The organism is Pseudorhodoferax aquiterrae (assembly GCF_014652235.1).
Taxonomy (GTDB): domain Bacteria; phylum Pseudomonadota; class Gammaproteobacteria; order Burkholderiales; family Burkholderiaceae_C; genus Pseudorhodoferax; species Pseudorhodoferax aquiterrae.
Genome location: NZ_BMYK01000023.1, coordinates 1 through 19,269, shown reverse-complemented (window position 1 = coordinate 19,269; position 19,269 = coordinate 1). Strand labels below are relative to the sequence as shown.

Genomic DNA, 19,269 nt, shown 5'->3' with positions numbered 1-19,269 from the left:
GCAAGCCCAATGAGCACCAACCGACCGTCCACCCCGCGGAACCCGCCCATCGTGCTGGTTCCCGCCTGCAGCAAGATGCTTGGACACCATCCGTTCCAGGCTGCGGGCCAAAAGTATCTCGATGCCGTCCGGCTGGCCGGCTGCCTGCCCCTGGTGGTGCCGGCCGCGCAGCCGGAGGAGGTGGACGCGCTGCTCGCGCTCGCGGACGGTGTCTTCCTCACCGGTTCCGTGTCCAACACCCACCCGCGGCATTTCGGCGAAGAGGTCCACGACGCCAGTCTGCCGCTGGACGAGGCGCGCGATGCATGGACCCTGCCGGTGGTGCGCGAGGTACTGCGCCGCGGCATGCCGCTGTTCGCGATCTGCCGCGGCCTGCAGGAGACCAACGTCGCGCTGGGCGGCTCGCTCTACCAGGCCGTGCAGGAGCAACCCGGCTTCATGGACCACCGCGCGCGCGACGAGGATCCGGTCGACGTGCAATACGGACCGGTGCATGCCGTGCGCGTGCTGCCCGGCGGCGTGTTGCATGCCGTGCTCGGCCTGGACGACATCCAGGTCAACAGCCTGCACGGCCAGGGCATCCGGCGCCTGGCGGACGGCCTGCGTGCCGAAGCGCTCGCGCCAGACGGTCTCATCGAGGCCTTCTCGGTGCCGCAATCGAGCGGCTTCAGCCTGTGCGTGCAATGGCACCCCGAGTGGCAGGCTTCCGCGAACCCGGTCTCCCGAAAGCTGTTGACGGCCTTCGGTCGCGCCTGTCAAGCTTGGCGCGCAGGCCACCACCGCCACGAAGACGACGATCTCGCGCCCGAAACCTAGCTGCCCTGACTGCAACACATCGTTGTCAGACCCAGAACACGCGCCGCGGCCCGCAAGCCCGGCGCACAAGAAAGGTAGATATGGTTGCCAGAGAAAACTTCACCTTCAGCGAGCTCGAGCAATGGCTCAACGAGCGCCGCGTCACCGAGATCGAATGCCTGGTGCCCGACCTCACGGGCGTGGCCCGCGGCAAGATCCTGCCGCGCGAGAAATTCACCGAGGACCGCGGCATGCGCCTGCCCGAGGCCATCGTCGCCATCGGGGTGACCGGTGAGTTCCCCGAGCAGGGCTCCTACTACGACGTGATTTCGCCCACGGACCGCGACATGCACCTGCGGCCCGACCCGGCCACCGTGCGCATCGTGCCCTGGGCGGCCGACCCGACGGCCCAGGTCATCCACGACTGCTTCGACCGCGACGGCAACATGATTCCCTATGCGCCGCGCTCGGTGCTGCGCCGGGTCTGCGATCTGTTCGCCGCCGAAGGCTGGAATCCGGTGGTCGCTCCAGAGCTGGAGTTCTACCTGATCGAGCGCAATGCCGACCCCAACCAGCCGCTGCGTCCACCGCGCGGCCGCAGCGGTCGCGCCGAAACCTCGCGCCAGTCCTACTCCATCGACGCGGTCAACGAGTTCGATCCGCTGTTCGAGGAGATCTACGACTACTGCGAGAAGATGGAGCTCAACGTCGACACCCTGATCCACGAGGCGGGTGCCGGGCAGATGGAGATCAACTTCTTCCACGACCATCCGCTGGGCCTGGCCGACGAGGTGTTCTTCTTCAAGCGCACCATCCGCGAGGCCGCGCTGCGCCACGAGATGTACGCCACCTTCATGGCCAAGCCCATGGCGCACGAGCCGGGCAGCGCCATGCACGTGCACCAGAGCGTGGTCGACCAGGCCGGGCGCAACATCTTCAGCAACGCCGACGGCAGCGCCTCGGACATGTTCCGCTGGTACATCGGCGGGCTGCAGCGCTACATCCCGGCGGCCATGGCGCTGTTCGCCCCGTATGTCAATTCGTACCGCCGGCTGTCCCGGGCCACGGCGGCACCGATCAACATCCAGTGGGGCACCGACAACCGCACCGTGGGCATCCGCTCGCCGGTCGCGGGCCCGGCCGCGCGGCGCATCGAGAACCGCGTCATCGGCGCGGACGCCAACCCCTACGTGGCCCTGGCGGCCACGCTGGCCTGCGGCTACCTGGGCATCAAGAACCGCATCGAGCCCAAGCCCGAGTGCAAGGGCGACGCCTACCTCGGCGAATACAGCCTGCCGCGCAGCCTGGGCGAGGCGCTCGGGCTGCTCAAGGCCGAAACCGACCTGCACGCCGTGCTGGGCGAGAAATTCGTGACCGTCTACACCGAGGTCAAGGAGATCGAGTACGAGGAGTTCATGAAAGTCATCTCGCCCTGGGAGCGTGAACACCTGCTGCTGCATGTCTGAGCCAGCACGCCTCCCATTGCCCACCGATTCCACGAGACAGCCATGAACCAGACCACCCGTACCCGCAGCACCCAGGAATGGCAACGCGCCGATGCCGCGCACTTCCTGCATCCCTTCACCGACTTCCAGAGCCTTGCGCGCAAGGGCTCGCGCATCATCACGCGGGCCGAAGGCATCTACCTGCACGACAGCGAAGGCCACAAGATCCTCGACGCCATGTCGGGCCTGTGGTGCGTGAACGTCGGCTACGGCCGCCAGGAACTCGTCGAGGCCGCCACGCGCCAGTTGCAGGAACTGCCCTTCTACAACGCCTTCTTCCAGACCGCCACGCCACCGGCCATCGAGCTGGCCGAGCTGCTGGCCGAGGTCACGCCGCCGCAGTTCAAGCACGTGTTCTTCTCGGGCTCGGGCTCGGAGGGCAACGACACCGTGGTGCGCATGGTGCGCCGCTACTGGGACCTGCTGGGCCAGCCCCAACGGCACGTGATCATCAGCCGCAAGAACGCCTACCACGGCTCCACCATGGCCGGTGCCTCGCTGGGCGGCATGGGCGGCATGCATGCCCAGGGCGGCCTGCCGATCCCGGGCATCGTCCACATGGAGCAGCCCTACTGGCATGAACTCGGCCGCGGCCTGTCGCGCGACGAGTTCGGCCGCGTGGCCGCCGGCTGGCTGGAGGCCAAGATCCTCGAGGTCGGTGCCGACCAGGTCGCGGCCTTCATCGGCGAGCCCGTGCAGGGCGCCGGCGGCGTCATCGTGCCGCCGGAGACCTACTGGCCCGAGATCCAGCGCATCTGCGACAAGTACGGCATCCTGCTCGTGTCCGACGAGGTCATCTGCGGCTTCGGCCGCACCGGCCAGTGGTTCGGCTGCGAGCGCTTCGGCACGCGGCCCGACCTCATGACCTTCGCCAAGGGCGTCACCTCCGGCTACATCCCGCTGGGCGGCGTGATGGTGGGCGACCGCGTGGCCAATGTGCTGATCGAGCGCGGTGGCGAGTTCAACCACGGCTACACGTACTCCGGCCATCCCGTGGCCTGCGCCGTGGCCGTGGCCAACATCCGGCTGATCCAGCGCGAAGGCCTGGTCGAACGCGTGCGCGACGACACCGGCCCCTACCTCGCCGAATGCTTCGATGCGCTCCGTGACCACCCGCTCGTGGGCGAGGTGCAGACCTGCGGCCTGATGGGCGCGGTGCTGCTGGTCAAGGACAAGGCCAGCGGCGCGCCCTTCCCCGAGGCGCTGGAGCTGGGCATGGTCTGCCGCGGCCACTGCTTCGGCAACGGCCTGGTCATGCGCGCCGTGGGCGACCGCATGATCATCGCGCCCCCTCTGGTCATGACGCGGGCCCAGATCGACGACATGCTGGTGCTGATCCGCCGCGCGCTGGACCTCACCCTGGCCGACGCACAGCGCAACGGCTGGCTCTGAACTCCCCCTTTCCCTTGTCGCTTGCTTCCCACTCCGGAGGTTTCAACATGAAGCTGCTGTCGTTCCGTCGTCGCCCGCACCGCACCGCCGGTGTTTTCGCCGGGTTGGCCCTGGCCTGCGCTGCGCTGGCCCCCCAGGGCGTGCTGGCGCAGGAAGAGAAAGTCCTCAACGTCTACAACTGGTCCGACTACATCGCCGAAGACACCATCGCCAACTTCGAGAAGGAAACCGGCATCAAGGTGCGCTACGACAATTTCGACAACAACGAAATCGTCCATGCCAAGCTCGTGGCGGGCAAGACCGGCTACGACATCGTGGTGCCGTCCTCGTACTGGGCTAAGCTGCAGGCCGACGGCGGGCTGCTGCAAAAGCTCGACAAGTCCAAGCTGCCCAACCTCAAGAACCTGGACCCGGTGCTGCAGGAGCAACTGGCCAAGCTCGACCCGGGCAACCAGTACCAGGTCAACTGGCTCTGGGGCTACACGACGGTGGGCATCAACGTCGACAAGGTCAAGGCCGCGCTGGGCAGCATGCCCATGCCCGACAATGCCTGGGACCTGGTGTTCAAGCCCGAGTACATCTCCAAGCTCAAGTCCTGCGGCGTGAGCTTCCTGGACTCTGCCACCGAAATCGTACCGGCCGCCATGCACTACCTGGGCAAGCCGGCCTACAGCCGCAACCAGGGTGACTATGCCGGCGTCGGGCCGCTGCTCAAGACCATCCGTCCCTACGTCACGCTGTTCAGCTCCTCGGGCTACATCAACGACATGGCGAACGGCTCGATCTGCCTGGCACTGGGCTGGTCGGGCGACATCAACATCGCACGCCAGCGCGCCATCGATGGCAAGACCGGCCAGAAGATCGAGGCGCTGATCCCCAAGACCGGCGGCGTGCTGTTCTTCGACGTGATGGTGATCCCGGCCGATGCGCCGCACCCCGACAACGCGCTGAAGTTCATCAACTACATCCTGCGCCCCGAGGTGCACGCGGGCCTGTCCAACAAGGTGTTCTACGCGAACCCGAACAAGGAATCGCGCAAGTTCATCAAGCCCGAAGTGGCCAACAACCCGACCATCTTCCCGACCGACGAGGACATGAAGAAGATGGTGGCGCCCGACGCCCTGAGCAACGACATCCGCCGCACGGTCACCCGGCTGTTCACGTCATTCAAGACCGGCATGTGACCTGACGGTCCTGCCAACCGCGAGGGGGAGGGAAATATGGTGAAGAGCCAGGGGCAGGCGTACCTGCAAATCCGCGACGTGGTCAAGGACTTCGGCGGCGTCAAGGCCGTCAACCACGTCAGCCTGGACATCCAGAAGGGCGAGATCTTCGCGCTGCTGGGCTCGTCGGGCTGCGGCAAGACCACGCTGCTGCGCATGCTGGGCGGATTCGACCTGCCGACCTCCGGCAGCATCGTGCTGGACGGCAAGGACCTCAGCAAGCTGCCGCCCTACGAGCGGCCCATCAACATGATGTTCCAGTCGTACGCGCTGTTCCCGCACCTCAGCGTGTGGGACAACATCGCCTTCGGCCTGCGCCGCGATGGCATGCCGGGCGATGCGGTGGCGCAGCGCGTGGAAGAAATGCTCAAGCTCGTGCAGCTCAGCAAGCTGGCCAAGCGCAAGCCGCACCAGATGTCGGGCGGCCAGCAACAGCGCGTGGCGCTGGCGCGCAGCCTGGCCAAGCGGCCCAACCTGCTGCTGCTGGACGAGCCGCTCGGCGCGCTCGACAAGAAGCTGCGCGAGGAGACGCAGCTGGAACTCGTCAACATCATCGAGGAGGTCGGCGTGACCTGCGTGATGGTCACGCACGACCAGGAAGAGGCCATGACCATGGCCTCGCGCATCGCCATCATGAGCGAGGGCCGCTTGCTGCAGGTCGGCGCGCCGGGCGAGATCTACGAGACGCCGTCCACGCGTTTCGTGGCCGACTTCATCGGCAACGTGAACCTCATCGACGGCACGGTGGCCGAGGACCAGCCGGACCACGTGGTGATCCGCTGCCAGGACATGACGCACTACGTGGGCCATGGCATCACCGGCCACCAGGGCATGGAGGTGAGCGTGGCGCTGCGACCCGAGAAGATCCGCCTGTCGCGCCAGGAACCGGCCGAGCCCTACAACAAGGTGCAGGGCAAGGTGCGCGACCTGTCGTACTTCGGCAGCTACACCGTCTACCACCTGCAGCTGGCCAGCGGCCAGGTCATCAAGGTCAGCCAGATCAACAGCGAGCGCCACCCGGGCGATGTGCTGACCTGGGACGACCTCGCATGGGCGCACTGGTCCGATTCGGCCCAGGTCGTTCTCACCCAGTAGGGAGATGGCGATGCCCACCACTCCTGCCACCGCACGGCGCTCTGCATGGTGGCGCGGCCGCACGGCCGTCATCGGCATTCCCTACCTGTGGCTGCTGGTGTTCTTCCTGCTGCCTTTCCTGATCGTCGCCAAGATCAGCGTCTCCGAGATGGAGACCGTGAACTTCAAGGACCTGCTGACGCTCAAGGAGGGCGTGCTGCAGCTGAGCCTGAAGTTCAGCAACTACGTCTTCATCACGCAGGACGACCTGTACTTCCGCGCCTACGTGGCCAGCCTCAAGTACGCAGCCATCACCACGGTGCTGTGCCTGGCGATCGGCTACCCGTTCGCCTACTTCATGGCCCGCGCCAGGCCCACGGCCCAGCCCGTGCTGCTGATGCTGGTGATGCTGCCGTTCTGGACCTCCTTCCTGCTGCGCGTCTACGCCTGGAAGGGCCTGCTCAGCGACCACGGCTGGGTGGCCGAGGTGCTGGTGGCGCTGGGCATCGACCAGCTGCTGGCGGCCGGCGGCATGATCGCCACGCCGGGCAAGCTGCTCAACACGCCGTTCTCGCTGGTGCTGGGCATGGTTTACACCTACCTGCCGTTCATGATCCTGCCGCTGTACGGCAACCTGGCGAAGATGGACATGCGGCTGCTGGAGGCTGCCAGCGACCTCGGCGCCACGCCCTGGGTCGCGTTCTGGAAGGTGACGGTGCCCTTGTCCAAGGCCGGCATCATCGCCGGCAGCATGCTGGTGTTCATCCCCTGCGTCGGCGAGTTCGTGATCCCCGAGCTGCTCGGCGGGCCGCAGACGCTCATGATCGGGCGCGTGCTGTGGGACGAGTTCTTCAGCAACAACGACTGGCCCATGGCCTCCAGCGTGGCAGTGGTCGTGGTGCTGCTGATCCTGATCCCGCTGGCGCTGTTCAACCGCTACCAGGCCCAAGCCCAGGAGGCTGGACGATGACCCGCGCTCTCTTCGGCCCCCGTGCCGCCCGCACCACCGCGCGCACCTGGCTGGTCATGGTCTACGCCTTCCTGTTCCTGCCCATCATTGCGCTGGTCGTGTACTCCTTCAACGACTCGCCGGTGCCGGGCGTCTGGGAGGGATTCACGTTCAAGTGGTACGCCGCGCTGGTGCGCGACCGCGAGATCATCGCCGGCCTGTGGCTGTCGATGAAGATCGCGTTCTTCACCGCCTGCGGCTCGGTCGTGCTCGGCACGCTGGCTGCGTTCACGCTGAACAAGTACCGGCGCTTTCGCGGCCGCACGCTGTTCTCGGGCATGGTCAACGCGCCGCTGGTGATGCCCGAGGTCATCGTCGGCCTGTCGCTGCTGCTGATGCTGGTCTCGCTGCAGCGCCTGACCGGCTTTCCCGAGCGCGGCGCGTTCACGATTTGGCTGGGCCATGTGCTGCTGGGCATGGCCTACGCCACCGTGGTCGTCCAGGCCAGGCTGCAGGAACTCAATCCGCAGCTCGAAGAAGCCGCCATGGACCTGGGTGCGCGCCCGGCCCAGGTGTTCCGGCTGGTCACGCTGCCCATGATCACGCAGTCCATGTTGTCGGCCTGGTTGCTCACGTTCACGATCTCGCTGGACGACGTGGTGCTGTCGGCCTTCCTGTCGGGCCCGGGCTCGACCACGATGCCGCTGGTGATCTTCTCGCGCGCGCGGCTGGGCCTGAACCCCACCGTCAACGCCGTTGCCACCGTGATCATCGTGCTGGTCTCCATCGGCGTCATCGTCGCCAGCTACCTCATCGCCCGCGCCGAGCGCGAACGCATCCGCGCGATGGCCGCCGCGCGACGCGAAGAGTGACGCGCGCCGCTCCATTCCTTTCCTGTGTCCCACAACAACCACGTCCGAGGAGTAACAAGATGACCGCCTGGAAGTACACCGCCATCGCCGCCGCCCTGGCCGCCACGTTCCCGCTGTCTGCCGCGGCGCAGAGCTCGGCCGAACTGCTGAACGAACTGCGCGCGTTGCGCGACAAGGTGAACCAGCTCGAAAAGCGCCTGCAGGACACCGAGGCCAAGGCCGCCGCGGCGCCGGCCCCGGGCATGACGCCCGACCAGCAGCAGGAGTTCAACCGCATCGCGCTCAAGACCGAGGCACTGGAAGACACCCGCGACGCGCTGGGCCTCAAGGGCCTGCAGATCAAGGGCTACATGGACCCGACCTACATCTACAACCGGCGCCAGGACACCTCGACCTTCCAGTTCCTGAACCGCGTGGACGACGACGGCTACAACTACGACAACTCCTACTTCGGCGCGGCCGTCATCGACTTCACGAAGGAGACCGACAGCGGCACGCGCTGGCGCCTCACGCTGGCGCCGAACCGCGGCGTCGGCTCGACCTTCGACGGCACCTCCATCATCCACGAGGCCTCGGTCTCCATTCCGCTGGGCAGCCCCACGACGCGCTTCATCGCCGGCCAGGTGCCCGACTGGTCCGGCTACGAGTACCTGCCGGCGCCGCAGAACAAGCTCATCACGCACAACCTGCTGTTCGACTTCACGCTGCCCACGGCCTACACCGGCGCCGGCATGGAGATCACCGATGGCAAGTGGATCTACAAGGCCATGCTGGCCAACATGAATGCGACGCGGCGCGGCTCGGGCAACAAGGCGCCGGTGCTGGCCTACCGCGTCGACTACGCCAAGGGCGAGTACGCAGGCTTCGGCTTCGCGGGCGTGCATGGCAAGGCGCCGAACCTGTCGGAGAACCTGGTCGACGCGGACGGCAACCCCATCGTGCAACGTGATTCGGCCCTCCACCTGTTCGAGTTCGACGCCTACTTCATCCGCGGCGACTGGACGCTGCAGGGCCAGGCCAGCGTCGGCATGCAGCGCAAGGCCGCGATCACGCCCGACCCCGACACCGGCGCCCTGCGCGATGCCAAGTGGTGGGGCTTGTCGGGCCTTGCCGCCTACAAGTTCACGCCGCGCTTGGAGGGCACGGTACGCGCCGACTACATCAACAACAAGAAGAACGGCGGCGGCTTGCTGGGCTACACGGCCTTCGACGACCGCAACGGCATCGGCCCGGACCCGATGGGCGGCGATCCGAACAAGGGCGCCAACCGCTACGCGCTCACCATGGGCATGAGCTACCTGCTCAACCCCAACACCACGCTGAAGGCCGAGTACCGGCTGGACCGCGCCAGCCTGCCGGTGTTCCTGGACGTCCGCAGCGGCGACTACAAGAAGTCCAACCACCTGCTCGCGACCTCGGTCGTCGTGAGCTTCTGACCGGTCGCGGAGTCGCTCCATGCCTCTGCTCTCCTGGCAGGAACGGGCCGGCCTGCTGCGGCCCGATGGCCGCATCCTGATCGATGGCCAGCGCTGCGCCAGCAGCACCGGCCAGACCTTCGACAAACGTTCGCCCGTGGACGGCCGCCTGCTCGGTGCCGTGGCCCGGGCCCAGGCGGGGGACGTGGACCGCGCGGTGGCCAGCGCGCGCGCCGCGTTCGACGACGGCCGCTGGTCGCGCCAGCCGCCGGCCGCGCGCAAGAAGCTGCTGCAGAAGTTCGCCGAAGGCCTGCTGGCCGCCACCGACGAGCTGGCCCTGCTGGAGACGCTGGACATGGGCAAACCCATCCGCTTCAGCCGCAGCGTGGACGTGCCGGCCGCTGCGCGCTGCATCGCCTGGTATGCCGAGGCCATCGACAAGGTCTACGACGAGATCGCGCCCACCGGCCCCGCGGCGCTGGCCCTGATCACGCGCGAGCCCATGGGCGTGGTCGGCGCCATCGTGCCCTGGAACTACCCGATGATCATGGCCGCCTGGAAGCTCGGCCCGGCGCTGGCGGCCGGCAACAGCGTGGTGCTCAAGCCCTCGGAGAAGTCGCCCTACACGGCCATGCGCATGGCCGAGATCGCACTCGAAGCCGGGCTGCCGCCCGGCGTCTTCAACGTGGTGCCGGGCTTCGGCCACGAGGCGGGTGAAGCGCTGGCCCTGCATCCGGATGTGGACGCCATCGGCTTCACGGGTTCCACGCGCGTGGGCCGGCGCACGCTGGCCTATGCGGGCCAGTCCAACCTCAAGCGCGTCTACAACGAGCTGGGCGGCAAGTCGGCCTTCCTCGTGTTCCCCGACTTCGACGACCTGGACCGCGCGGCCGAAACCGCGGCCGGCAGCATGTACTTCAACCAGGGCGAATCCTGCAATGCGCCCTCGCGCCTGCTCGTGCACGAGGCCATCGCCGACGACTTCGTCGCGCGCGTGGCGCGCCATGCGCCGGCCTACGCCCCGGCCGATCCGCTGGACGAGTCGACCGTGATGGGTGCCGTGGTCGACGAAGGCCAGCTGCGCACCGTGATGGGTTACATCGCCTCGGGGCAGGAAGAGGGCGCGCGCTGCATGGCGGGCGGCCGCCAGGTGCGGGCCGACAGCGGCGGCTACTACGTCGAGCCCACGGTGTTCGACCAGGTGCGCAACGACATGCGCATCGCGCGCGAGGAGATCTTCGGCCCCGTGCTCAGCGTGATCCGCTTCCGTGACGAGGCGCAGGCCATCGCGCTGGCCAACGACTCCGCCTACGGCCTGCAGGCCAGCGTCTGGAGCAGCCACATCGACCGCGCGCACCGCGTCGCACGCGCGCTGCGCGCCGGCACCGTGCACGTGAACCAGTACGACGAAGACGACATCACCGTGCCCTTCGGCGGCTACAAGCAGTCGGGCAACGGCCGCGACAAGTCGCTGCACGCCTTCGACAAGTACACCGAACTCAAGACCACCTGGCTGCGCATCCATGCCTGATCCGACCACCGCCCAGGTCCTGCAGGAGAAGCTGGCCAAGCAGGGCGTGCACACCTTGCTGGCGCAGTTCACCGACCTGCTGGGCGTGGCACGCGGCAAGTACCTGCCGCTGGCGCAGCTCGGCACGCTGCTGCGCGGCGGTGCCGGCTTCTCCGGCACCTCCATCGCCGGCACCGGCCTGCCGCGCAGCGGCGCCCGTTCCGAGTACTACGGCCGCGGCGATGCGGCCACGGCCCAGGCGCTGCCCTGGATGCCGGGCTATGCCCGCGTGGTCTGCGACGGCCATGTGGACGGCGAGCCGTTCGAGGCCTGCCCGCGCCAGATCCTGCGTCGCCAGGTGGAGCGGCTGGCCGCGCGCGGCTGGACGCTGCAGGTCGGCATGGAGCCCGAGTTCTTCCTGCTGCGCCGCGATGCCGCGGGCCAGTGGCAGCCCGTCGATCCGCTGGACCGCTCGGACAAGCCGTCTTACGACCTCAAGGCCCTGGCGCGCCAGGGCGGCTTCCTCGACGCGCTGAACCAGGCCCTGCTGGACGCCGGCATGGAACTGCTGCAGACCGACCACGAGGATGCGCACGGCCAGTTCGAGGTCAACTTCAGCCATGCCGACGTGCTGACCACGGCCGACCGGCTCATGCTGTTCAAGATGGCGGCCCACACGCTGGCCGAGCACCATGGCGCCAGCTTCTCGATGATGCCCAAGCCCTTCGCCAACCAGCCCGGCAGCGGCCTGCACTTCCACGTGTCGCTGTGGAAGGGCGAGGAGAACCTGTTCGCCGACGACCATGCCGAGCTCTCCGAGCTGGGCCGGTCCTTCATCGCCGGCGTGCTCGGCCGCAGCGCGGCGCTGTGCGCACTGGCCGCGCCCACGGTCAACTCGTACAAGCGGCTCGTGGTCGGCGAATCGCTCTCGGGCACGAGCTGGGCGCCGGCCTACGTGGCCCATGGCTTCAACAACCGCACGGCGCTGGTGCGCACGCTGCGCGGCCGCTTCGAATGGCGCCTGCCCGATGCCGCGGCCAACCCCTACCTGGCCGCGGCGGGCCTGATCGCGGCCGGGCTGGATGGCGTCGACCGGCACCTGGACCCCGGCCCCGCGAGGCCGGACGATCTGTTCGAGTGGCCGCTGCAGCGCATCCGCGCCGAAGGCATCCCGGTGCTGCCGCAAAGCCTGGGCGAGGCCGTGGAGGCACTGGAGCGCGACAGCGTGCTGGCCCAGGCCCTGGGCGCTGCGGCGCACGGCGAGTTCGTGCGGCTCAAGCGGGCCGAATGGACCGCCTATGCGCGCCACGTCAGCGCCTGGGAGTTCGAGCGCTACGCGACGGCCTTCTGAGCCTGGCGCGCCACGCGCGCGCAGAGGTAGGTCCAGACGAACTGTGCCGCGGCGTAGCTGGTCAGGTCGGCATGGTCGTAGGGCGGCGCCACCTCCACGCAGTCCATGCCCACGAAGGGCAGATCGGCCATCTCCTCGAGCAGGCTCAGCACCTGGTTGGTGCTCATGCCGCCGGGCTCGGGCGTGCCGGTGCCCGGCGCGAAGGCCGGGTCCAGGCAGTCGATGTCCAGGCTCAGGTACAGCGGTGGGTTGCCGTGCGCGGCAACCCGCTCGCGCAGTTCGGCCACCAGGGGCTGCAGCTGAGCTGGGCTTTCCAGCCCGCGCAGCGCGCGCGCGGTGTGGATGATGCCGCCCTGGTCGCGCACGTAGTCGCGCGCCTCGCGCTCGCCGGCCGAACGGATGCCGAACTGCACGAAGCATTCCTTGACGACCAGGCCTTCCTGGATCGCCTCGTAGACCCAGGTGCCGTGGCCGCTGGGCTCGCCGAAGTGGTCCTTCCAGGTGTCGCAATGGGCGTCGAAGTGCACGACCGCGAGCGGCCTGCCGAAGTGCTGGCGGTAGGCCCGCAGCAGGGCCAGCGTGATCGAGTGGTCACCGCCCAGCCAGGCCATGTGGTAGTGCGCGATCAGCGTGCGCACCAGCGGCGCCATCGCGGCGCGCATCTCCCTGAGGCTGGTGTTGGGCAGCGGCAGGTCGCCCACGTCGGTCAGCGCTGCCTCGGGCGAGACGTCGAACAGCGGGTGCGTGCCGTCGCAGAGCATGTGGCTGGCCTCGCGGATTGCGCGCGGCCCGAAGCGCGCGCCGGGGCGGTTGGTGACGCAGCCGTCCCAGGCCACGCCGGCGATGGCGAAGGGACGGCGCGTGTCGTTGACGGGAACCTTGAGGAAGCTGGTGTTGGAGAGGAAGGCGAAGGCGGTCATGGCATCGTGGAGGGTGCGCGCCGAGTGTGCCGGTTCGGCCTGCGTCTGCCAATCCGCAGATGCCGGCAGAGCGGCCTTCAGCGCACGCGCCCCACCATGCGCTGCGCCACGGCGTCGCGCCACCACCAGCGGTGCAGCAGCACCATGGCCACATGCCCCGCGACCAGCGCCAGCAGCACCCAGGCCAGCAGCCCATGGGCGGCGTTGGCCGGTGCCATCAGGGCCTCGTTCTTGGGGCTGGCGCCCCACAGGGGCAGCGTATGGAACCAGATGAAGGCCCGGCCCGAGCCCCAGGCGCGCACCAGGGCCAGCAGCGGCACGATCACCATGAGCAGGTACAGCGCGCCATGGCCCGCGGCCGCCGCGCGGCCCAGCCAGCCGCTGCCGTGCGGCGGGCGCCGGCCGGCATGGGACAAGCCCCATGCGCCGCGCAGCAGCACCAGGACCATCAGCAGCAGGCCCACGCTGGCGTGCGAGCCGACGAAGAACGACACCACGGGCGTGCGCCCCAGCGCCAGCCGCAGCCCCATGCCGATGAATTGCCAGGCGAACAGCAGCGCCATGCCCCAGTGCAGCCAGCGGCTGATGCGGCCGTAGCGTTCAGGGGAGTCGCGCCAGACGGAGGTGGGGGCTGCTTGCATGCGGCCGCACTGTAGGCAGCCCGGGCAAACCCGTGGTGAATGCAGGACTTCAGCTGCCCGTGGAGGCGTAGTGCCGCACGCCCACGCGCCAGGCCATGAACGACAGCGCGAGGAAGCCGAAGCCGGCCAGCGGCGAGATCCAGCCCAGCCATTCAGGCGCGCCCAGCGGATCGGCCCGGCCCAGGATCGCCAGGCCCGGGTAGTAGGCCACGCAGGCCAGCGGGACGACGAAGGTCAGCAGCCGGCGGAACCAGCGCGCGTACACCGCCATCGGGTACTGGCCGGCCTCGACGCCGCCGTAGGTGAACACGTTGGCGATCTCCAGGCTCTCCACGGTCCAGAAGGCCAGCGTGCCCTGCAGCACGAGGATGCCCAGGAACAGCGCCACGCCGCCGGCGACGCAGAACAGCGCCAGCGCCACGGTGGCAGGGGTCCAGGCAATGGGTGCGACCACGCTGGCGAACACGAGCACCGCCAGCGCCTGCAACAGCCGGCCCAGACGGGAGAGCCGCAGCTCGTGCGCCATGAGCTGCAGCGCGAGCGGGCGCGGGCGCAGCAGCAGCCGGTCGAAATGGCCCGTGCGCAGGAACTCCGTGCCCAGGATGTCGAAGCCGCGGCCCAGCGCATCGGCCAGCGCGAACATGGTGTGCACCAGCGCGTAGAACAACGCCACCTCGCCGATGCGCCAGCCCTGCACACTGCCGAAGCGGTCGAACAGCGCCCAGATCGCCACCACCTCGATGCCGGTGACGAGGAACTGCGAGACCGTCAGCAGCAGCGCCGAGGCCGGGTAGCGCAGCTGGCCGCGCAGCGAGGCGGCGACGAGGCGCAGGAACAGGCGCAGGTGCGACATGTCAACCGCCCTGGACTTCCAGCGTGCGCATGGTGCGCGCCATCCCCCACCGGCCCAGCGCGACCAGCGCGACCACCCAGAACGCCTGCAGCCCCAGCAGCGCCGCCGCCTGCGCACCCGTGGCCTGCGCCATGTACAGCCGCATCGGGATGTCCAGCAGCCCGGCCAGCGGCTGCAGCAGCAGGGCCTGCTGCCAGCCATCGGGCAGCAGCGCCAGCGGCACGAGATTGCCCGACAGCAGGATGACCAGCGGCACCGCGAAGGCGTTGATGCCGCGCGCATCCAGCGCCGCCGCCGCGGCGATGTTGAGCAGCATCACGAGGGCGGTGGACAAGGCCAGCGCGAGCAGCGCCGACAGGGCGAAGACCAGCGCCGCCCGCGGCGTCGCGGGCAATTGCCAGGCCCAGGCGTGCAGGCCGGCCAGCGGCAGCAGCACGGCCGCGAAGGCCGCCATGAGCGCCACGCGCGGCAGCACGCGTGCGGCGATCCAGCCCGCACTGCGCGCGAACCACAGCGCATAGGCGTCGATGGGGCGCAGCCGGTCGTAGGCCACCGCGCCCGTGCGCACGGCCAGCGCCACCTCGGGGTCGCCGCCCCAGGGCAGCAGCGCCAGCAGCCCCTGGGCGACCCAGGTGTAGGTGATGGCCTGGGCCAGCGTCATGGTCGGCGCGGCGTGGCCGGCCTGGCCGAAGAAGGCCGCCAGCACCATGACCTTGATGCCGCCCCACCAGCATTGCGTGCCGAAGCCCGCAAGCGCGGCCGCGCGGTACTGCAGCACCTGCAGGAAGCGCGCGACGAAGAGGGCGCGGTAGGCCGCCATCAGCCTTCCTCTGCACCGTGCAGCGCGTAGAAGCGCGTGATGACTTCCTCGATGGCCAGGCCTTCGAGCCGGATGTCTTCGACCGCGTGCTTGGATGCGATGCGCGCGATCAGTGCCGGCGCGGCCACCTGCGTCGGGTCGAAGCCCAGCACCAGCGTGCGGCCCTCGCGCGCGATCTCGCGCACGCCGGGCTGCGCGAAAGCCGCGGGCGGCGCCTCGGCGAAGTCCACCAGCAGCCGGCGCTCGGCCAGCACCTGGGCGCGCAGCGCGGCCACGGGGCTGTCGGCCAGCACGCGGCCGTGGCCGATCACGATCACGCGCTCGGCCAGGGCCTCGATGTCGTGCATGTCGTGCGTGGTCAGCAGCACCGTGGTGCCGCGCTCGCGGTTGGCGCGGCGCACGAAGTCGCGTACCGCGAGCTTGGAGGGCGCGTCCAGGCCGATCGTGGGCTCGTCCAGGAACAGCAGGTCGGGTTCGTGCAGCAGCGCCGCCGCGATCTCGGCGCGCATGCGCTGGCCCAGCGAGAGCTGGCGCACGGGCTGGTCCAGCACGCGCTCGAGCTGCAGCGCGGCGACCAGTTCGTCGCGCGTGGCGCGGTAGCGGCGCGGCGCCACGCGGTAGATGTCACGCAGCAGCTCGAAGCCCTCGCCCACGGGCAGGTCCCACCACAGCTGGGTGCGCTGGCCGAACACCACGCCGATGCGGCCCACGTGCGCCTGCCGGTCGGCGAAGGGGTCGCGCCCGTCCACCGTCACGCGGCCGCCGTCGGGCCGCAGGATGCCGGCCAGGATCTTGATGGTGGTGGACTTGCCCGCGCCGTTCGGGCCGATGAAGCCCAGCAGCGCGCCGCGCTCGAGCTGGAACGACACGCCGGCCAGCGCCTGTACCGCGCGGTGGCGGCGCTGCCACAGGCCGCGCACGGCACCGGCCAGCCCCGGCGCGCGCTCGGCGATGCGGTAGGTCTTGGTCAGCTGGTCGACGACGATCTGCGGCATGGGCGGTCTGGCGAAGGGGCGCGGATTCTAGTCACAATCCCTGCCTTTCCACGCCCCCGCACCCACGCTGTGAACCCAGGCGCCAAGCCCTTCACGATCCAGGACGTCGCCCGCATCGCCGGCGTCTCCGCCATGACCGTCTCGCGCGCGCTCAACACGCCGCAGAAGGTCTCGCCCGACACGCTGGAGCGCGTGCGCGAAGCCGTGCGGCGCACGAACTTCGTGCCCAACGCCATGGCCAGCGGCCTGCGCCGCGCGCGTGCGCGGCTCGTGGCGGCGCTGTTGCCGACCATGGTGGGCCCGGTGTTCCAGGAGATGGTGGAGGCACTGGACCTCGCGCTGCACGAGCGCGGCTACCAGCTCATGATCGGCCAGAGCGGCTACGACGCCGCGCGCGAGGACGAGCTGCTGCGCGCCATCGTGCAGCGCCGGCCCGACGGCGTGGTCGTCACGGGTGTCGTCCGCTCGGAGGAAGGCCGGCGCGTGCTGCGCGCCAGCGGCATTCCGGTGGTGGAGACCTGGGAGTTCACGCCCACGCCGATCGACATGCTGGTCGGCTTCTCGCACCCGGCCATCGGCGCGGCCGTGGTCGACTACCTGCATGCGCGCGGCCACCGCCATGTGGCCATGGTCAGCGCGGGCGATGCGCGCGCGCTCACGCGCGTGGCGGCCTTCAACGCACGCGCCCAGGCGCTGGGCCTGCAGACCTCGCAAGCCACGTTCATGCCGGCGCCCAGCACCATGGGCGCGGGCCGGGCCGGTCTGGCCGAATTGCTGACCCGTGCGCCCGAGGTCACGGCCGTGTTCTGCAGTTCGGACATGCTGGCGCTGGGCGCGGCCGTCGAGGCGCGCGAGCGCGGCATCGCCGTGCCGGGGCAATTGGCCATCGTGGGCATGGGCGACCAAAGCGTGGCGGCCGACGCCGCGCCGCCGCTGACCACGGTGCGCATCGACGGCACGCGCATCGGCCGGCTGGCGGCCGAGATGGTGGTGGCGCGGGCCGAGGGTCAGGTGCCCGCCGCGCCCGTGGTGGACATCGGCTTTTCCATCGTCGAACGCGCCAGCACCTGAGCCCGCGGTACCGATACCGCAGTGTCGCCCGCGCGACGCGTAGCGGGTACTCCGTTTCTGAGCTGCGGGTAATCCCCTAGATTTCTCCTGAATGGTTTTGGATATCGTTAACACACAGATTGTTAACGATAACTTGCGTGCATGCCTGTGGGTGCGCGCGCGCCCCTCTGTCCTCGTCCTTCAGGAGAAACCCATGAAAAAGTTGCTCGCCGCCTTGGCCTGCACGGTCTCGCTCGTGGCCGGTGCCCAGACCAGCTGGCCCGACAAACCCGTGACCATCGTCGTGCCCTTCCCGGCCGGCGGATCCACCGACATGGTGGCGCGCGCCATGGCGTTGCAGATGGGCACCGCCCTGGGCCAGAGCTTCATCGTCGACAACAAGCCGGGCGCCACGGGCACCATCGGCGCGGGCTTCGTCAAGCGCGCCGCGCCGGACGGCTACACGCTGCTGGTGTCCTCGCTGGGCGCCTTCGTGGTCACGCCGCACCTGGTCAAGGGCGTGCCCTACGACGCCACCAAGGATTTCGACTACATCAGCGTGCCCGTGCAGGCGCCCAACGTGCTGGTCGCCAGCCCCAAGCAGAAGGAGCGCACGCTGGCCGAGGTCATCGCGCTGCTCAAGGCCAACCCTGGCAAGGTCAGCTTCGCGAGCTCGGGCAACGGCTCGTCCGACCACCTGTCGGCCGAGGTGTTCTGGCAGCAGAGCGGCACCGAAGGCCTGCACGTGCCCTACAAGGGCGGCGCGCCGGCCATCAACGACCTGCTGGGCGGGCAGGTGGACTTCTCCTTCCAGAACGTCAATGCCGTGCTGCCGCACATCAAGGCCGGCAAGCTGCACGCCATCGCGGTGACGGGCGACAAGCGCTCGCCCGTGCTGCCCGACGTGCCCACGCTGGCCGAGGCTGGCGTCAAGGGCGCCGAGGTCTACTCCTGGCAAGGCCTGGCCGCGCCCAAGGGGCTGCCCGCCGCGGTGAAGGACAAGCTGGCCAAGGCCGCCGTCGCCGCCATCAACGATCCGGCCGTCAAGCAACGCATGGTGGAGCAGGGCCTGGAAATCGTCGGCAGCACGCCAGCCGAGTTCACGGCCTTCCAGGCCAAGGAATGGGCGCGCTGGAAGACGCTGATCGACACCCGCAAGATCTCGGCCGACTGATCCCGTGACCACTCCTCTCGTCCAAGACCTGCGTGTCGTGCCCGTGGCGGGCCACGACGACATGCTCATGAACCTGTCGGGCGCGCACGGCCCCTTCTTCACGCGCAACCTGCTGATCCTGACCGACAACGCCGGCCGCACCGGCGTGGGCGAGGTGCCCGGCGGCGAGAAGATCCGCCAGACGCTGGAAGACGCGCGCGCGCTCATCGTCGGCCAGCCCATCGGCAATTACCAGGCGATCCTGAACGCCATGCGCACGCAGTTCGCCGAACGCGACAGCGGCGGGCGCGGCCTGCAGACCTTCGACCTGCGCGTGGCCATCCACGCCGTGACGGCCGCCGAGTCGGCCCTGCTCGACCTCTTGGGCCAGCACCTGGAAGTGCCCGTCGCGGCCCTGCTCGGCGAAGGCCAGCAGCGCGATGCCGTGCAGATGCTGGGCTACCTCTTCTACGTGGGCGACCAGGGCCAGACCGACCTGCCCTACCGCCGCGAGCCCGAGGCCGACAACGCCTGGTTCCGCCTGCGCCACGAAAAAGCCATGACGCCCGAGGCCATCGTGCGCCTGGCCGAAGCAGCCCAGGAACGCTACGGTTTCCAGGACTTCAAGCTCAAGGGCGGCGTGCTGCGCGGCGACGAAGAGGTCGAGGCCGTCACCGCCCTGCACGAACGCTTTCCGCAGGCCCGCGTCACGCTGGACCCCAACGGCGGCTGGCTGCTGAAGGACGCCATC

18 protein-coding genes are annotated in these 19,269 nt (G+C 69.2%); 13 read left to right on the top strand and 5 right to left on the bottom strand.

What is annotated here, in order from left to right:
* Nucleotides 1-9 precede the first annotated feature (9 nt).
* The 10 genes from IE209_RS25545 to glnT all read left to right on the top strand — a co-directional run bounded on the left by IE209_RS25545 (nucleotide 10) and on the right by glnT (nucleotide 12,086).
* Nucleotides 10-816 carry a gamma-glutamyl-gamma-aminobutyrate hydrolase family protein gene (locus tag IE209_RS25545; protein WP_189689700.1) on the top strand — a complete coding sequence of 269 codons (807 nt, stop codon included), beginning with the start codon at nucleotides 10-12 and terminating at the stop codon, nucleotides 814-816.
* 80 nt (nucleotides 817-896) lie between these two features.
* Nucleotides 897-2,261, top strand: coding sequence for a glutamine synthetase family protein (locus tag IE209_RS25540; protein ID WP_189689699.1), 1,365 nt, complete (start codon nucleotides 897-899; stop codon nucleotides 2,259-2,261).
* A gap of 42 nt (nucleotides 2,262-2,303) precedes the next feature.
* Entirely contained in the window at nucleotides 2,304-3,692 is a 1,389-nt protein-coding gene (locus tag IE209_RS25535; RefSeq protein WP_189689698.1) for an aspartate aminotransferase family protein, read from the top strand.
* Nucleotides 3,693-3,739: 47 nt separating this feature from the next.
* On the top strand, nucleotides 3,740-4,876 hold the full coding sequence (locus IE209_RS25530) for a polyamine ABC transporter substrate-binding protein (RefSeq protein ID WP_189689697.1): 1,137 nt from the start codon (nucleotides 3,740-3,742) through the stop codon (nucleotides 4,874-4,876).
* Nucleotides 4,877-4,912: 36 nt separating this feature from the next.
* Nucleotides 4,913-6,010 (top strand): ABC transporter ATP-binding protein, encoded by a 1,098-nt coding sequence (locus tag IE209_RS25525; RefSeq protein WP_189689696.1) that lies wholly within the window; start codon nucleotides 4,913-4,915, stop codon nucleotides 6,008-6,010.
* Nucleotides 6,011-6,020: 10 nt separating this feature from the next.
* On the top strand, nucleotides 6,021-6,959 hold the full coding sequence (locus IE209_RS25520) for an ABC transporter permease (protein ID WP_373305430.1): 939 nt from the start codon (nucleotides 6,021-6,023) through the stop codon (nucleotides 6,957-6,959).
* Nucleotides 6,956-7,810 carry an ABC transporter permease gene (locus IE209_RS25515; protein WP_189689694.1) on the top strand — a complete coding sequence of 285 codons (855 nt, stop codon included), beginning with the start codon at nucleotides 6,956-6,958 and terminating at the stop codon, nucleotides 7,808-7,810. Before IE209_RS25520 ends, IE209_RS25515 begins: the two co-directional genes overlap by 4 nt.
* A 59-nt stretch (nucleotides 7,811-7,869) precedes the next feature.
* The gene (locus tag IE209_RS25510; RefSeq protein ID WP_189689693.1) at nucleotides 7,870-9,246 is read left to right on the top strand and encodes a DUF3138 family protein; all 1,377 of its coding nucleotides are present in this window, start codon (nucleotides 7,870-7,872) and stop codon (nucleotides 9,244-9,246) included.
* A 19-nt stretch (nucleotides 9,247-9,265) separates the two neighbouring features.
* Nucleotides 9,266-10,756 (top strand): aldehyde dehydrogenase, encoded by a 1,491-nt coding sequence (locus IE209_RS25505; RefSeq protein ID WP_189689692.1) that lies wholly within the window; start codon nucleotides 9,266-9,268, stop codon nucleotides 10,754-10,756.
* Nucleotides 10,749-12,086 (top strand): type III glutamate--ammonia ligase, encoded by a 1,338-nt coding sequence (gene glnT, locus IE209_RS25500; protein WP_189689691.1) that lies wholly within the window; start codon nucleotides 10,749-10,751, stop codon nucleotides 12,084-12,086. Before IE209_RS25505 ends, glnT begins: the two co-directional genes overlap by 8 nt.
* Here glnT and speB read toward each other — a convergent pair.
* From speB to IE209_RS25475, 5 genes are read right to left on the bottom strand one after another with little or no spacing between them, the layout of a single operon-like run.
* Nucleotides 12,068-13,129, bottom strand: a complete 1,062-nt coding sequence (speB, locus tag IE209_RS25495; protein ID WP_373305429.1) for an agmatinase — start codon at nucleotides 13,127-13,129, stop codon at nucleotides 12,068-12,070. The genes glnT and speB overlap by 19 nt on opposite strands.
* Nucleotides 13,084-13,647 carry a cytochrome b gene (locus IE209_RS25490; protein WP_189689689.1) on the bottom strand — a complete coding sequence of 188 codons (564 nt, stop codon included), beginning with the start codon at nucleotides 13,645-13,647 and terminating at the stop codon, nucleotides 13,084-13,086. Before IE209_RS25490 ends, speB begins: the two co-directional genes overlap by 46 nt.
* A gap of 49 nt (nucleotides 13,648-13,696) precedes the next feature.
* Nucleotides 13,697-14,500: an ABC transporter permease gene (locus tag IE209_RS25485; protein WP_189689688.1), complete on the bottom strand. Its 804-nt coding sequence runs from the start codon at nucleotides 14,498-14,500 to the stop codon at nucleotides 13,697-13,699.
* Nucleotide 14,501: 1 nt separating this feature from the next.
* Nucleotides 14,502-15,320 (bottom strand): ABC transporter permease, encoded by an 819-nt coding sequence (locus IE209_RS25480; RefSeq protein WP_189689687.1) that lies wholly within the window; start codon nucleotides 15,318-15,320, stop codon nucleotides 14,502-14,504.
* Nucleotides 15,320-16,315: an ABC transporter ATP-binding protein gene (locus tag IE209_RS25475; RefSeq protein ID WP_189689686.1), complete on the bottom strand. Its 996-nt coding sequence runs from the start codon at nucleotides 16,313-16,315 to the stop codon at nucleotides 15,320-15,322. Before IE209_RS25475 ends, IE209_RS25480 begins: the two co-directional genes overlap by 1 nt.
* Before the next feature lie 69 nt (nucleotides 16,316-16,384).
* On the opposite strand from IE209_RS25475, the gene IE209_RS25470 reads away from it, so the two are divergent.
* From IE209_RS25470 to IE209_RS25460, 3 genes are all read left to right on the top strand, one after another.
* Nucleotides 16,385-17,386, top strand: coding sequence for a LacI family DNA-binding transcriptional regulator (locus IE209_RS25470; RefSeq protein ID WP_229883042.1), 1,002 nt, complete (start codon nucleotides 16,385-16,387; stop codon nucleotides 17,384-17,386).
* Nucleotides 17,387-17,579: 193 nt separating this feature from the next.
* Nucleotides 17,580-18,539 carry a Bug family tripartite tricarboxylate transporter substrate binding protein gene (locus IE209_RS25465; RefSeq protein WP_189689685.1) on the top strand — a complete coding sequence of 320 codons (960 nt, stop codon included), beginning with the start codon at nucleotides 17,580-17,582 and terminating at the stop codon, nucleotides 18,537-18,539.
* 61 nt (nucleotides 18,540-18,600) lie between these two features.
* A partial coding sequence (locus IE209_RS25460) for an enolase C-terminal domain-like protein (protein WP_308433222.1) occupies nucleotides 18,601-19,269 on the top strand: 669 nt, incomplete at its 3' end.

Bases quoted from the DNA above. Each gene is read 5' to 3' on its own strand.
- IE209_RS25525 (WP_189689696.1), top strand. From the start codon at position 4,913: ATGGTGAAGAGCCAGGGGCAGGCGTACCTGCAAATCCGCGACGTGGTC.
- glnT (WP_189689691.1), top strand. From the start codon at position 10,749: ATGCCTGATCCGACCACCGCCCAGGTCCTGCAGGAGAAGCTGGCCAAG.
- IE209_RS25520 (WP_373305430.1), top strand. From the start codon at position 6,021: ATGCCCACCACTCCTGCCACCGCACGGCGCTCTGCATGGTGGCGCGGC.
- IE209_RS25505 (WP_189689692.1), top strand. From the start codon at position 9,266: ATGCCTCTGCTCTCCTGGCAGGAACGGGCCGGCCTGCTGCGGCCCGAT.
- IE209_RS25515 (WP_189689694.1), top strand. From the start codon at position 6,956: ATGACCCGCGCTCTCTTCGGCCCCCGTGCCGCCCGCACCACCGCGCGC.
- IE209_RS25535 (WP_189689698.1), top strand. From the start codon at position 2,304: ATGAACCAGACCACCCGTACCCGCAGCACCCAGGAATGGCAACGCGCC.
- IE209_RS25540 (WP_189689699.1), top strand. From the start codon at position 897: ATGGTTGCCAGAGAAAACTTCACCTTCAGCGAGCTCGAGCAATGGCTC.
- IE209_RS25480 (WP_189689687.1), bottom strand. From the start codon at position 15,320: ATGGCGGCCTACCGCGCCCTCTTCGTCGCGCGCTTCCTGCAGGTGCTG.
- IE209_RS25475 (WP_189689686.1), bottom strand. From the start codon at position 16,315: ATGCCGCAGATCGTCGTCGACCAGCTGACCAAGACCTACCGCATCGCC.
- IE209_RS25465 (WP_189689685.1), top strand. From the start codon at position 17,580: ATGAAAAAGTTGCTCGCCGCCTTGGCCTGCACGGTCTCGCTCGTGGCC.
- IE209_RS25485 (WP_189689688.1), bottom strand. From the start codon at position 14,500: ATGTCGCACCTGCGCCTGTTCCTGCGCCTCGTCGCCGCCTCGCTGCGC.
- IE209_RS25530 (WP_189689697.1), top strand. From the start codon at position 3,740: ATGAAGCTGCTGTCGTTCCGTCGTCGCCCGCACCGCACCGCCGGTGTT.
- IE209_RS25510 (WP_189689693.1), top strand. From the start codon at position 7,870: ATGACCGCCTGGAAGTACACCGCCATCGCCGCCGCCCTGGCCGCCACG.
- IE209_RS25545 (WP_189689700.1), top strand. From the start codon at position 10: ATGAGCACCAACCGACCGTCCACCCCGCGGAACCCGCCCATCGTGCTG.
- IE209_RS25490 (WP_189689689.1), bottom strand. From the start codon at position 13,647: ATGCAAGCAGCCCCCACCTCCGTCTGGCGCGACTCCCCTGAACGCTAC.